This is a genomic window from Amycolatopsis orientalis (assembly GCF_000943515.2).
Classification (GTDB): Bacteria; Actinomycetota; Actinomycetes; order Mycobacteriales; family Pseudonocardiaceae; genus Amycolatopsis; species Amycolatopsis orientalis.
In genome coordinates, this window is the sequence record NZ_CP016174.1 from 7,841,832 (window position 1) to 7,853,752 (window position 11,921).

Here is an 11,921-nt window from a genome sequence, read left to right on the forward strand (position 1 = left end):
ACACCTCCCACCCGAACAGACCCAGCGGGCGCCGGTCCACCGTCCAGGTACAGTTCGGAGCGTTCACCGCCGTTGAAGGGGCCACCACGCGATGCTTCCCGCCACGTCGCGCGGGCGGACCTCGTGGTCCCTCGGCGCGTTCGCCGCACTGGCGATGGCGTGCGCCGTGGCCTGGGCGACGGCGGGCGACTCCCACAGCGACCTCGAGATCTACCGCTTCGGCGTCGACACCCTCTGGAAGGGCGGCGACCTCTACGGCGCCCTGCCGCTTTCGGACGCCGGGATCCCGCTGCTGTTCATCTATCCGCCGTTCGCCGCGCTGCTGCTCACCCCGCTGGCGCTGCTCCCGTGGACCGGCGCGGTCGTCCTGCTGTTCGCGCTCAGCCTGGCCGCGCTGGGGGTCTCCTTCTACGCGATCACCCGCGTCCTGTGGCCGTCCGGCGACCGGCGGAAGACGCTGCTCATCGCCGCGCTGGCGGTCACGCCGTCGCTCTTCCTCGAACCGGTCCGCCAGACCCTCGGCTTCGGCCAGATCAACCTGCTGCTGATGGGGCTCGTCGCGGCCGACTGCCTGCTGGCGCGGGGCCGTTACCGGGGTATCGGCGTCGGTCTCGCCGCGGCCGTCAAGCTGACGCCGATGGCGTTCCTGCTCTTCTTCCTGGTGCGCAAGGACTTTCGCGGCGCGCTGACCGCCGTGGGCACCTTCGTGGCCGCATCGGCCGTCGCGTTCGCGATCGCCCCGGAAGCCTCCGCCCGCTACTGGTTCGGCGGGTTCGCCGGGGCGTCGGGGATCAGCGGCACGTCGTTCCACACCAACCAGACCCTGCAGGCCGTACTGGCGCGGTTCGGAGTCGACTCGGCCGCCGCGAAGCCGTTGTGGCTCGTCCTGACCGTCGTGCTGCTGGCGCTGGTGGCGGTGACGATGTACCGCTCGTCCGTCGTGCAGGCGCTGCTGCTCAACGCGACCTTCGCCCTGCTCATCTCGCCGACGTCGTGGTCGCATCACTGGGTGTGGATCGCCCCGGCGCTGTTCACCACCGCTGCCTGCGCGGTCCTCCACCACCGCGACCATCGCCGGGCACTGGCCTGGCTCGCCGTCACCGGGGTCGTCGCCACGGTCTTCGTCGCCGCGCCGTTCCGGTACTTCCCCGCGTTCGACCGGCCCGGCCAGACGTGGACGACGGCCCAGCAGTGGCTGGGAAACTGCTACGTCCTGGCTGGCCTGGTCTTCCTTCTCGCTTCGGGCGTCCTCGCGCTACGGAAACGCGTTTAGTCACCTAAATGCGGGCTCCCGGGCACCGGTGAACCGGTGTACGCAGGGGCGATGCCGGTTCCACGGCATTGGGCGTTCCAGACCACCGACTGCGACAGCGCCGGCGACTACCTCGTGAAGATGTACGGCCCCAGTGTGCGGATGACCGGCCGCAAGAAGGGCTATTCCTTCCGCCACACCAGGCTGACCGCCGTTCCTTCGCCATCGACTACGTCACCGAAGCCCTGCGGACGGGGACCGCCGGGACGCCCAGCCGCGGACGGTGCGCCGGGCGGTCGCCTTCATCGAGTCCGACGCTCACCGGGACATCACCGTCGCCGACATCGCCGCCCGCTGGGGATTCCTCCATCCGAGCCGGTTCGCGCACTACTATCGAGCCGCCTGCGGCCGGTCACCCTTGGGGACGCTGCACGACGGCGAATGACCCGCGAGCGGGCTCCGGAGCAGTGAAAACCGCTTCGGAGCCCGCTTCCCAAGGCCAGGGAACGGGGTCCGGGTGCACCTTGCCCGGGGAGCCTTCCGGCCTGATCAAGGGTGCGCCCGGAAACCGGGTGACGCAGCACTCCAGACGAACCCCGCCGTCCGCGAAACGAAACGCGCGCGAAAGGACCTCGATGCTCGACCTCACCGGCACGACCACCCTCGTCACCGGGGCCAGCGGCGGTATCGGCCGGGGTATCGCCCTGCGCTTCGCCGAGGCGGGCAGCGCCGTCGCCGTGCACTACCACCGCGACGAGGCGTCGGCGGGCGCGCTCGTCGAACGGATCGAGGCGGCGGGAGGCACCGCCGCCGCGTTCGCCGCCGACCTTTCCGGTGACGACGGCTGCCGACGGCTCGTGGCCGCCGCCGCGGCCTGGACCGGACGGCTGGACACGCTGGTCAACAACGCCGGCGTGCAACCGGTCGAGCCGCTGCCGGGGATGTCGGCGGAAAACTGGCGCGCTGTCCTCGACACGAACTTGACCAGCGCGTTCTCCTGCACGCAGGCGGCGGCCGAGGTGATGACCGGCGGCAGCGTCGTGCACATCGCCTCCATCGAGGCGGCCCAGCCCGCGCCCGGGCACGCGCATTACAGCAGCGCCAAGGCCGCCCTGGTCATGCACGCCCGCGCCGCCGCGCTCGAATACGGGCCGCGGGGGATCCGCGTCAACGCCGTCTCCCCCGGCCTCATCGACCGTCCGGGCCTTGGCGACGACTGGCCGGACGGCGTCCGCCGCTGGGAACAGGCCGCGCCGCTGGGCAGGCTCGGCACTCCCGCCGACGTCGCGAACGCCTGCGTCTTCCTCGCCTCACCGCTCGCGGCGTGGATCACGGGGCACGCCCTGACCGTGGACGGCGGTGTGTCCGCGCGCCCCACCTGGTGATCGCGCCGGTCAGCGCTCCGCCTCGATGACCGCGACCGCGGTGGGCAGCCGATGGATCCGCCGTACCGTGAAGCCCGCTTTCCCGAGCAGGTCACCGAATTCGCGGCCGGAGCGTTCCTCACCGCCCAGCACGGTCATCATGTAGAGGTCCATGAGCGCCGCGAACCGCGCGTCCTCGCCGGTCCCGCCCTCCTCGACCACCCGCTCGATGATCATCAGCCGCGCCGCCCTCGGCATCGCGCGGCGGCAGACACGCAGCAGCTCGACCCCGCGTTCGTCGTCCCAGTCGTGCAGGATCTGGCGCAGCACATAGAGATCGCCACCGCCGGGCACCTCGGCGAAGAAGTCGCCGCCAAGGGTGGTGCACCGCGCCGCCAGCCCGGCGCTCCGCATCCGCGCACTCGCCGTCGCGGCGACCTTCGGACTGTCCAGCAGGACCCCTTCGGCGTCGGGGTTCTCGCTCAGCAACCGGGCGAGCAGTGCCCCGTCGCCACCGCCGACGTCCACGATCCGGGGGAATCCCGAGAAGTCGACCTGCGCGGTCAGCTGCTCGATCTCGAGTTCCTGATCGTGCGTCTGCGAGCGGTCGAACAGGGCACGCAGCCGCTGATCACGGCCGAGATGGGTGAAGAAGTCCACCCCCAGCCGCCGGTCGAACGCGGGCGTGCCGGTGCGCACGGTCTCCGCCATCCCCGTCCACGCGGCGCCGATCTCCCCCGCCGCGAGCAAGGCCGTCGGCAGGGCGGAGCCGGGGGCGCCGGTGCACAGCGCGGAGCCGAGCGGAGCGAGTTCGTACGCGCCGTCGTCGCGAGCGGTGTAGAGCCCGAACGCGGCGAGTGCCCGCATCAGCTGCGCGAGCCGCCTCGGATCGGCACCCGCCTGCCCGGCCAGTTCGGAGACCGACAGCGGCCCGGCGGCGAGCCGGTCGGAAAGCCCGAGTTCGGCCGCCGTGCACACCGCACGGGAGAGCAACTGGCCGAAGACCATCTGCCGGAGCTGGACACTCTCGGTCATTTCCCGCCTCCATAACGGTTCCAGGCCTGGTGGTACAGCTCGCCGATCAGCGGATCGGTACGTGATCGCCTGGCGTGCAAGGCGAACCGCGCCGCGTACTTCCGGAACCAGCCCCGCTCCACGTGCAGGAACAACGCGTCGTGCGGGGCCATATGCCGGATGGCGTAGAGCGCGATCGGCGAACGCGACACCGGGAACCGCGGATTACGGACGGCGACCTCCGCACACGCCGGATGGAACTGGCCGATCATCAGCCCTTCCCCGACGGCCAGATCCTTGAGCCCGCCATAGCTTTCGTCGATCCGCCGCCAGCCCTCCTCGACCGCGTCGGGGAGCACCACCAGCACGCTGTCGAGCGAGATCCCCGACTGCTTCGGTGGCTCCGTCAGCCGTTTGAACTCGCTCAGCTCCGCGGTGACGAGTTCGCGCAGCTCGTCGGCGTCGCACGCGTCGACGCCGTAATGGAAGCTGAGCCGGATCGCGCCCGCCTTCAACGCGCCGGGCACGAACGGGCAGACCGGGCCGGGTCTGCCGATGTGCTCCGAAGGCGCGCTCACGTACTCGCGTAGCCATTCGAGCACTGTCGACATGTCGGTATCGAGCCGATCGCCGCGGGGACGCTCCGGGGCGACCGCGATCTCCGGCATCACCTCGGCTCCACCCGGTAGCTGACCGGCAGTTCGGCCGGACCACGGAAATGCATGCCAGGGCGCCATTTCAGGTCGTCGGGGTGCACGGCCAGGCTCAGTTCGCCGTAGCGGGCCAGCAGCCTGCCGATCGCGATCTCGCCTTCCAGGCGGGCCAGCGCCGACCCGATGCAGGTGTGCACACCGTGCCCGAAGGCGAGGTGCTTGGACGCGGACCGGCGGATGTCGAAGCTGTCGCCGTCCGGGACGTGCGCCGAATCGTGCCCGGCCGACCCGAGCCCGAGGAAGACGATGCCGCCCGCGGGGATCGGCACGCCGCCGATCTCGATGTCCTCGACGGCGAACCGCATACTCGCGTTCATCGCCGGACCGTCGAACCGCAGCACCTCTTCGATCGCCGACGGCAGCCTTTCCGGCTCGGCGCGCAGCAGCGCGAGCTGTTCGGGGTGGCCCAGCAGGTGGTAGACGGTCGCGCCGATGAGGCTGATGCTGGTCTCCTGGCCGCCGAGCAGCAGCAGGAACACCATGGCGACCAGTTCGTCGTCGGAGAGCGCGTCACCTTCGTCGCGGGCGACGATGAGGTCGGAGAGCAGATCCTCGCCCGGCGTCACGCGTTTGTCCGCGATCAGGGCCTGGGTGTACTCCTTCAGCGACTTGGTCGAGGTCTCGAAGTCCTCGCTGCCGGTCGACTGCTCGTCGGAGCCGAGGACCGACCACGCGCGGAACGCCTCCCAGTCGCGCCGTGGCACGCCGAGCAGTTCGTAGATCACCGTGATCGGCAGCAGGCCGAGTGTGTCGATCAGATCCGTGGTGCCCTCGTCGCCCATCCCGTCCAGCAGTTCGTCGGCCAGGCTCGTGATGTGCGGCCGCAGCGATTGGACGCGGCGCGCGGTGAACGCCTTCGACGCGAGCCGCCGCAGCCGGGTGTGCCGGGGCGGGTCACTGGCGAGCATGTTCTTGGTGAGCACGTCGCGCACGTGGTCGCCCGGCAGGGCGTCCGGCGGCAGGAACCGCTCCAGATCCTTGGCCAGCCGCGGATCCGCGAGCCACGCGCGGACGTCGTCGTGCCGCGAGACCAGCCACGCCGGCATCCCCTGCGGCAGCAGGAACCGGTGCACCGGATCGTGCTCGCGGAGCCAGGCGTAGGTCGGATAAGGATCACGGATGAACTCGGGACCGAACAGTTCCTTCGGTTGAACGGACACGGTTACCCCCCTTTGCGCGGCACGCGGCCGCTGATGATCGTGTACAGGCCCGCCCAGATGACCCGGGTGCGGACGTCTTCGAGATGTTCGTGCGCCAGCCGCTCGATCTCCCTGGCCCGGCCGAGATCCGAGCCGACCAGCGGCGCCCGGAAACGCGCGTAGGCGTTGATGGCCGGGTGATACCAGCGGCCTCGTGCCGGGATCCCGTCGGCGATCACGACACTGCCGCCCGGTCGCAGATAGCCGAGCGTGTGATGGAACGTCGCGGCCGGTTCGGCGGCGCTGAGACTCAGCGCGAAAACCGCGGCGTCGGCCTCGGTGCCCGGGTCGAACTCGGTCATGTCAGCGCAGTGCAGTTCGACGTTCTTCCAGCCACCGTGGGAAACCCGCTGCCGCGCGCGGTCCAGCATCGGTTCGGTCAGGTCGATCCCGACCACCCGTCCCGACGGCCCGACGCGCTCACGCAGCATCGCGAGCATCAGGCCGGTCCCGCAACCGACGTCCACCACCGTGCCGCCGTCGCCGACCACGACCGTCCGCGCGACGATTTCGTGGATCTTCGGACCGGCGCCGAATGAGAAGAACGGAAATGCCTTGTCATAGATGGCAGCGGCATGCCGGTAACGTGGATGCATGGTGCCGAACATTAATCGGGCACTGTTCCGGCGGTCATCCTCTCACGTGCTGGAGACCCACTCGAAACCGGCGCACCTGCGAAGATGCAGCCCCGTCTTCGCCGCCCGGAGAATTGTCACCAAGTCAGGCAAGCCCTGCATCTGGCGGGGGGAGATGAGGTGGTCTTGTGGAGAACGTCCTGAAACTGGTGGCGAAACGTCAGGAAGATCTCGATCGGCACCCATTGTTCGAATGGATGAACTCGGCCGAAACACCGGTTCCGGATCCGTTGCTGATCATGCCGGCCATGGCGACGTTTTCGATGGGATTCCGGGACGTGAACAAGTGGGTGTTCCGGTATCCGAAGGCGGCGAACGATCTGGAACGCGGCATCAACATCCACTCCTTCGAGGACCAGACCCACTCGCGGCTGTTCCTTGAGGACTGGAAACTGTTGGGATTGAACGAAAAACTCGACTGGAAGGCCAGCGACACACTGTGGTGGCTCTTCCTGTCCGAGGCGAACGAGGTCGCCCGCGGGCACGGCGTGTACTTCTTGTCGATGGCCATCGCCGACACCAAGGATCCGCTACTGCGGTTCGCCCAGTCGGAAATGATGGAAGCACTGGGATCGGTCTTCTTCAAGCACGCGTCGAAGATCGCCATCGGCTTCACCGAGCGCACCGGAATCGAACTCCCGTACATGGGGCCGTTCCACCTCGCCCTCGAATCCGGACATATGGACTGTGAAGATCTCTTCGTCGAGCAGAAACTGGACGGCGAACGGCTCGCACAAGCACTGAAACTGGCGGACACGATTTACGAGATCTTCTCCGACCAGCTCGACATGTGGATGATCTACGCGGAAAAGTACATCTCGACCGGAAATCCCCCGCGTCCCGGTCTCCGGCCGATGATCAATCGCGCCGCCGCGGGCCTGCCGGGGCTGCGGCCGGGCACCGGTGGTGTCGTGCACGCCAGCCAGGAGCCGCTGCAGAAACTGCTGACCGAACGCCGGAAGCGCAGCGAGGCGCACCCGTTCTATTCCTGGCTCGAGAACCGGGGCGACCGGATCACGGCCCTGCAGGCGCTGCGGCGGTTCATCCCGATGTGGGCGATGGACGTCATGGGCTACCGCGACCTCAACCGGTACGCGATCCGGTATCCGGCGCCGTCGTCCGACCTGCACCGCACGGTGAACGCTTGGGTCGACGACCTTTCCACGCACAACACGCTCTTCCTCGACGACTGGAAGCAGCTGGGGCTGGACGAGATCCTCGGCTGGAACAGCAGCGACACCCTCGAATTCTGTTACCTGGACCCGCAGACCGACGTGCACCGGCGCAACATCGTCCGGTTCACCGAGCTGGCCGCGGGCAACGAGGACCCGCTGTCGAGGCTGTGGCTCATGCACGCGCTGGAGACCAGTGGTGAGCCGTTCTTCCGGCACACCAAGGCCTTGGCGGACGAGGTCGAGGCGAACACGGACCTCCGGCTCGACTATCTCGGCGACCGCCACGAGATCGCGCACCAGCCGTCGGTCTCGCCGCTGGCGCTCGAGTTCAAGGATCGTCCGATGGACGCGGCGGGCCGCGAGATCGCCGCCGAGATGATCGAGACCGTGTTCGACGCGGCCGACGAACAGCTCGAGATCTCCCTCGACGTCGCCCTTTCGAACAAGTTCGGCATCCGGTGAGGAGCGCGACGTGAAGGACATCCTGAACTACGTCGAGGAGAAGGTCGCCGCGCTCGACGACCATCCGCTGTTCGGCTGGCTGGCCTCGGACGAGACGCCGCTCAAGGAGCGGCTGATGATCCTGCCGACGGTCGCCACCGTCGCGATGGGGTTCCGCGACGTCAACAAATGGGTGCTGCGCTACCCGAACGCGGCGAACGACCTCGAACGTGGCATCAACATCCACACCTTCGAGGATCAGACCCATTCGCGGCTGTTCCTGGAGGACTGGCGGCGGCTGGGACTGGATCGCCGTCTGGGCTGGGATGCCTCCGACACCCTGTGGTGGCTGTTCCAGGCCGAGGTCAACGAGGTCATCCGCGACAAGTGCCTGTACTTCCTCTCGATCGCCGCGGCCGACGGGGGCGACCCGCTCCTGCGGTTCGCGCACGCCGAGGTCGGCGAACTGTGCGCGCGGGAGCTGTTCTTCAAGCACATCTCCGCGGTCGCCGGGCAACTCGCGGAGCGCACCGGCCTGACGATGCTGTACTTCGGCGCCCACCACATCGAGGCCGAGGGCGAGGGCGCCGAGGGCGTCTTCGAGTCCGTCGTGCTGGACGACGCGCACCGCGAACGGGCGCGTGAACTGGCCGACGTCATGATCGGGGTGTTCAGCGAGATCCTGGACGCGATCCACGGCTACGTGCTGAAACACGTCGTCACCGGGATTCCGCCGCGCCCTCGCGCCCTCGAACCCGTCGCCCACGCCGTTTCCGTCCCGGCCGGCCGGAGTGCCGTGCATCCCACGCAAGAGCCCCTGGCGGAGCTGCTGCGGGAACGCCGGGACCGGCACGCCACGCATCCGTTCTACACGTGGATCCGTCACCGCGGCGACCGGGTGCCCGCGATCAAGGCGCTGCAACGGTTTCTGCCACTGTGGGCGATGGACGTCATGGGCTACGCGGACGTCGGGCGCAACGCCTTCCGTTACGCGGCGCCGTCGACCGGCCTGGAGCACGCCGTGAACGACTGGGTCGCCGGGCTGACCGCCCGCGCCGACGGGTTCCTCCGTGACTGGAAGGCGCTCGACCTGGACGAACTCCTCGGCTGGGACGCCGGCGACACCCTGGAGTTCTACTACCTGAGCCGGACGATGGACGTGCACCGGCACCACCGGGTCGTGCTGACGCAACTGGCCACGGGGCATCCCGACCCGATGTCGCGGCTGTGGCTGACCAAGGCCCTCTCGACCGCGACGGACGTCTTCCTCGCGGGGACCGCGGTCCTGGCCTCGGAGGTCGAGGCCGCCGGTGAGCTTCGGCTCGACTACCTGTCCGGCCGTTCCGCGGTGGCCGCGCCGGACTTCCTCGGGGAGCCGGTCACCCCGGACCAGCACGACGTCGTCGCGGGGATGATCGAGACGGTCTTCGGTTTCCTGGACCGGCAGCTGGACCTCTCCCTGGACGTGGCACTGTCGAACGAGCTGCGGATTCCGTAGGTGCCCGGCCTCGTGAGTGGTAATGACGGTTCTAACCGTCATTACCACTCACGAGCCGCACCGGTCGCCTGATCGAGGGACGCGCTACACCGCCGCGTCCAAGATCCTTAGTGGCTGCCCAGCGGCCCTCTCTAACGTCGTTCCCGTCCCAGTAAGTGACTACAAAGGACGGTCGAGATGAACACCACCAGGAAGCTCGGACTGCTTTCCGCCCTCGTCGCGGGCGCCGCCGTACTGGCCTCGGCGGCACCGGCGAACGCCGCGGAAACGGCGGTGACCGGGGATTTCGACTGCGGGATCGCCACCTGCAGCTACGTCTTCAGCAAGACGGCGACGAACACCATCGCCAAGGACGGCCTCGCCGCGGCGGGCCTGTGCAGCGCGATCCCCACCCCCGGAAACGGCGCGTGCGCGGCAGGGTTCGCGATCGTCGTCGTGACCGCCAAGGTGGCCAAGAGCCAGGGGAAGTGCGTGAAACTCAACATCGCCAAGATCACCCCGCACCCGATCTGGACTTCGGTCGACGGAAGTTCACGCTGCCGGTGAGCGACCGGCAAAAATGACCTCGTCGAGCCTCGAGATCGCGACCAGGCTGGCCCCTCCGATCCTTTTGGAGGACTCATGGTTTCGAAGCCCCGCGTCGCGCTGGGGATGCTGGTGTTACTCGCGCTGGCAGGCGGGTTGATCGCGCTGCTGGTCTCGCTCGACGCGGGAGCCTTCTGGATCAAGACCCTGCCGATCGCCGCAATGGTCGGCGGCGCGGCCCTGGCCCAGTCCCTGGGCCTCTTCAACAAGGCACCGAAGGACTGACCCAAGTCACGGGTGGGCCTCGTGAGTGGTAATGACGGTTAGAACCGTCATTACCACTCACGAGGTCCTTTGTGGACCGGCGGCGGTGGGCTAGACGCGCTGCGGCGCGAAAGTGCGACGGTAGTCCTGCGGGGAAACACCGACGACCTTGTGGAAATGGTGGCGCAGCAAGGCACCCGAGCCGAAGCCGCAGCGGCGCGCGATCTCGTCGATGCCCATCGTCGTCGCCTCAAGCAGCGACCTCGCGTGCAGCACCCGCTGCGTCGAAAGCCACCGGTGCGGCGTGGTCCCCGTCTCGGCGACGAACTTGCGGGCGAAGGTGCGCTCGGACATCCGGGCGTGACGTGCCAGATCGGCGACGGGATGTTCCCGGTCGATGGTGTCGAGCATCCAGGTGAGCACCGGCTGGAGGCTGTCGCTGGTGCATTCCGGGATCGGCACCTCGACGAACTGGCGCTGTCCGCCCTCGCGCTGCGGCGGAACCACCATGCGCCGGGCGATCGCGGTGGCCGCAGCGGTGCCCAGTTCACGCCGGATCAGGTGCAGGCAGGCGTCGATGCCCGCGGCCGTTCCCGCACTGGTGATGATGTCGCCGTCGTCGACGAAGAGGACGTCCGGGTCGAGCTGCGCCTGCGGGAACCGCGCCCGGAACGCGGCGCTCTGCCGCCAGTGGTTCGTGCACCGCCTGCCGTCGAGCAGCCCCGCGGCGCCCAGCACGAACACGCCGGTACAGACCGAAAGCAGCGTGGCTCCCCGCGCCGAAGCCGCACGAAGCGCTTCGAGCACCGCGGGCGGGTACTCGTCACGCACGGCACAGGCGGGGACGACGACGAGGTCCACGTCCTCGGTGGCTTCGAGACCGAGTGGCGGGGTCATGGTGACCCCGTGTCCGAGGTTCAGCGGCACTCCGGCCCGCTCCCCGCACACGCGGAAGTCGAGCAGTGGCACTCCGTCATCGGTGCGGTCGTAGCCGAACACCTCGCAGACGACACCGAACTCGAAGGCGGCGAAGTCATCGATCAGCACCACGGCGACGCTCTTCAGCATGACCGAAGCATAGCTGGCAGGATTTTGACGCACAACGACAGAACTGCCACTTTTGGCAGGATGTCGAGCGGCGCAAACTTACTGCCATGACCGCAATCATCGTCACCCTCGCCCTCATCGCCCTCGTCACCTACCTCCTGCACCACAACCACGTGCGGCAGGGACGCCCGGACGCCGCCGGCGGCGACCCGCTCGGTCAGCCCTTCTGGCGAGGAGGTGCCACGGTTTAAGCTCCCGTTGGAACCTGGGGGTTTGCATGGCCGGTAGACGGCGTTTTCTTCGTCCTGTCCTGTGGAGTGCGGCCGTTCTGGTCGCCTCCGCGAAGGGGCCGACGACCGCACCCTGTTGATCCAGGTGCGGATACCGGAAGGCTCGCCGGACTGTGCCCGCGACCCGCGGATCGAAGGCCTGACCGAAGAGAACGGCATCATCTGCGCAGGCACCGTCATCAGCGGGCTGACCGGCGCCGATTGCCGATCGACGGCACCTGGGGTCACTGCGGCACGCTGGGCTGCGACCCACCCGTCGACCGCGTCAATTTCCATCGGAGCCCCTCGATCCGCGTGCTCTACCACTGGGCACCCGAGGCCCGGCAGCCGGTGACGAACATCGATTCCGCGGGCTGCGACGAAATCCTCGCCAAGGAACCGCGGTTCACCAGGACTCTCTGCGAGAAGCTCGGCCCGATCTCCTGACAACGGTGTCACGAGCGACACGTTCCCCGCCCGGATGGGTGACGAGACCCGCATTCGCCGAGGTCACGCCCACCTTCA

The 11,921-nt window shown here is 68.5% G+C and carries 14 protein-coding genes; 9 read left to right on the forward strand and 5 right to left on the reverse strand.

From position 1 onward, the window contains the following. Window positions 1-91 precede the first annotated feature (91 nt). From SD37_RS33960 to SD37_RS33965, 3 genes are all read left to right on the forward strand, one after another. The gene (locus SD37_RS33960; RefSeq protein ID WP_044851325.1) at window positions 92-1,273 is read left to right on the forward strand and encodes a glycosyltransferase 87 family protein; all 1,182 of its coding nucleotides are present in this window, start codon (window positions 92-94) and stop codon (window positions 1,271-1,273) included. Between the two features lie 262 nt (window positions 1,274-1,535). Next, window positions 1,536-1,697, forward strand: coding sequence for an AraC family transcriptional regulator (locus tag SD37_RS42275; RefSeq protein WP_083255165.1), 162 nt, complete (start codon window positions 1,536-1,538; stop codon window positions 1,695-1,697). Window positions 1,698-1,887: 190 nt separating this feature from the next. Beyond that, window positions 1,888-2,637, forward strand: a complete 750-nt coding sequence (locus SD37_RS33965) for an SDR family NAD(P)-dependent oxidoreductase (RefSeq protein WP_044851326.1) — start codon at window positions 1,888-1,890, stop codon at window positions 2,635-2,637. Window positions 2,638-2,646: 9 nt separating this feature from the next. Here the strand turns inward: SD37_RS33965 and SD37_RS33970 are convergent, their stop codons facing one another. From SD37_RS33970 to SD37_RS33985, 4 genes are read right to left on the reverse strand one after another with little or no spacing between them, the layout of a single operon-like run. After that, entirely contained in the window at window positions 2,647-3,651 is a 1,005-nt protein-coding gene (locus SD37_RS33970) for a methyltransferase (protein ID WP_044851327.1), read from the reverse strand. Beyond that, window positions 3,648-4,298 (reverse strand): DUF6875 domain-containing protein, encoded by a 651-nt coding sequence (locus tag SD37_RS33975; protein WP_052674916.1) that lies wholly within the window; start codon window positions 4,296-4,298, stop codon window positions 3,648-3,650. The genes SD37_RS33970 and SD37_RS33975 overlap by 4 nt, the downstream gene beginning before the upstream one ends. Further along, window positions 4,298-5,503, reverse strand: coding sequence for a cytochrome P450 family protein (locus SD37_RS33980; RefSeq protein ID WP_044851328.1), 1,206 nt, complete (start codon window positions 5,501-5,503; stop codon window positions 4,298-4,300). The genes SD37_RS33975 and SD37_RS33980 overlap by 1 nt, the downstream gene beginning before the upstream one ends. A gap of 2 nt (window positions 5,504-5,505) precedes the next feature. After that, a complete protein-coding gene (locus tag SD37_RS33985) occupies window positions 5,506-6,138 on the reverse strand; it encodes a class I SAM-dependent methyltransferase (RefSeq protein ID WP_145926800.1) in 633 nt (210 codons plus the stop codon). 167 nt (window positions 6,139-6,305) lie between these two features. On the opposite strand from SD37_RS33985, the gene SD37_RS33990 reads away from it, so the two are divergent. From SD37_RS33990 to SD37_RS34005, 4 genes are all read left to right on the forward strand, one after another. Then, the gene (locus SD37_RS33990; RefSeq protein ID WP_052674918.1) at window positions 6,306-7,814 is read left to right on the forward strand and encodes a hypothetical protein; all 1,509 of its coding nucleotides are present in this window, start codon (window positions 6,306-6,308) and stop codon (window positions 7,812-7,814) included. 10 nt (window positions 7,815-7,824) lie between these two features. Next, a complete protein-coding gene (locus tag SD37_RS33995; protein ID WP_052674919.1) occupies window positions 7,825-9,291 on the forward strand; it encodes a hypothetical protein in 1,467 nt (488 codons plus the stop codon). 177 nt (window positions 9,292-9,468) lie between these two features. After that, on the forward strand, window positions 9,469-9,837 hold the full coding sequence (locus SD37_RS34000) for a hypothetical protein (protein ID WP_044851329.1): 369 nt from the start codon (window positions 9,469-9,471) through the stop codon (window positions 9,835-9,837). Window positions 9,838-9,912: 75 nt separating this feature from the next. After that, a complete protein-coding gene (locus SD37_RS34005; RefSeq protein WP_044851330.1) occupies window positions 9,913-10,101 on the forward strand; it encodes a hypothetical protein in 189 nt (62 codons plus the stop codon). Window positions 10,102-10,191: 90 nt separating this feature from the next. Here the strand turns inward: SD37_RS34005 and SD37_RS34010 are convergent, their stop codons facing one another. Then, entirely contained in the window at window positions 10,192-11,148 is a 957-nt protein-coding gene (locus SD37_RS34010; RefSeq protein WP_044851331.1) for a GlxA family transcriptional regulator, read from the reverse strand. Window positions 11,149-11,234: 86 nt separating this feature from the next. On the opposite strand from SD37_RS34010, the gene SD37_RS43300 reads away from it, so the two are divergent. Together SD37_RS43300 and SD37_RS34015 are read left to right on the forward strand one after the other, a co-directional pair. Then, a complete protein-coding gene (locus SD37_RS43300; protein ID WP_167369680.1) occupies window positions 11,235-11,378 on the forward strand; it encodes a hypothetical protein in 144 nt (47 codons plus the stop codon). A gap of 240 nt (window positions 11,379-11,618) precedes the next feature. Continuing rightward, complete coding sequence (locus SD37_RS34015) at window positions 11,619-11,843, forward strand: hypothetical protein (protein WP_044851332.1); 225 nt, start codon at window positions 11,619-11,621, stop codon at window positions 11,841-11,843. Window positions 11,844-11,921 lie beyond the last annotated feature (78 nt).

Bases quoted from the DNA above. Each gene is read 5' to 3' on its own strand.
- SD37_RS33960 (WP_044851325.1), top strand. From the start codon at position 92: ATGCTTCCCGCCACGTCGCGCGGGCGGACCTCGTGGTCCCTCGGCGCG.
- SD37_RS33965 (WP_044851326.1), top strand. From the start codon at position 1,888: ATGCTCGACCTCACCGGCACGACCACCCTCGTCACCGGGGCCAGCGGC.
- SD37_RS33970 (WP_044851327.1), bottom strand. From the start codon at position 3,651: ATGACCGAGAGTGTCCAGCTCCGGCAGATGGTCTTCGGCCAGTTGCTC.
- SD37_RS33975 (WP_052674916.1), bottom strand. From the start codon at position 4,298: ATGCCGGAGATCGCGGTCGCCCCGGAGCGTCCCCGCGGCGATCGGCTC.
- SD37_RS33985 (WP_145926800.1), bottom strand. From the start codon at position 6,138: ATGCATCCACGTTACCGGCATGCCGCTGCCATCTATGACAAGGCATTT.
- SD37_RS34000 (WP_044851329.1), top strand. From the start codon at position 9,469: ATGAACACCACCAGGAAGCTCGGACTGCTTTCCGCCCTCGTCGCGGGC.
- SD37_RS34005 (WP_044851330.1), top strand. From the start codon at position 9,913: ATGGTTTCGAAGCCCCGCGTCGCGCTGGGGATGCTGGTGTTACTCGCG.
- SD37_RS34010 (WP_044851331.1), bottom strand. From the start codon at position 11,148: ATGCTGAAGAGCGTCGCCGTGGTGCTGATCGATGACTTCGCCGCCTTC.
- SD37_RS43300 (WP_167369680.1), top strand. From the start codon at position 11,235: ATGACCGCAATCATCGTCACCCTCGCCCTCATCGCCCTCGTCACCTAC.